This is a genomic window from Citrobacter sp. VF227 (genome assembly GCF_052950715.1).
Genome location: NZ_JBRFVF010000160.1, coordinates 1 through 602 on the forward strand (window position 1 = coordinate 1; position 602 = coordinate 602).

Annotated in this window: 1 protein-coding gene; it reads left to right on the forward strand. The window is 71.3% G+C overall.

The features are described 5' to 3' along the window. The coding region (locus ACU8YC_RS25640) for a hypothetical protein (RefSeq protein ID WP_446896057.1) at positions 1-601 on the forward strand (601 nt) is incomplete at its 5' end. Position 602: the final 1 nt, after the last annotated feature.

Genomic DNA, 602 nt, shown 5'->3' on the forward strand with positions numbered 1-602 from the left:
GCACACCCGCAGGGCGGCGCTACGCGAGACCGTCACGCCCGTCGGCATCCCGCTCGGACGCGTGACGCTGTTCCCGCCGAAGCGGCCTCAACGAGCTCCGGAGCGGTCCGAGGCCATTGCCCGGCGCCGCCGGTTGGCCTGTTCCGGCCCGATGCCTCCTGCCCTCGCCTCGCGGTTCACCACCGGGCAGCTCGCGGTCTTGCGGATCGTCGGGGACGAGGTGGCCCGCAACGGGGCCTGCGGGCTGTGCCTGGACGCCATCGCGGCCCGGGCCGGTGTCTGCCGGCGCCTGGCACAGGCGGCGACCCGACTGGCCGAGGGCGACGGGCTGCTGACGATCCAAGAGCGCCGCCGCCAGGGCCGGAAGAACGATCCGAACGTGATCCGGGTCATCAGCCGGGAATGGCTGGCCTGGCTGCGGCGGGGAGGGCGATCCGCGGCGCCGGCGCTGTCGGCAGGCATAGGGTGCAAAACGATGCGCCCCACGGATAGGGGAGATCCACAGAGGCAGCCTGTGGATTCCGGAATCGGGCAAAAGGCATTCGACGGGAAGGAGGCAAACCAGTCAGGGGCAAGTCGACGAGCGATGCGAATCGCATAGC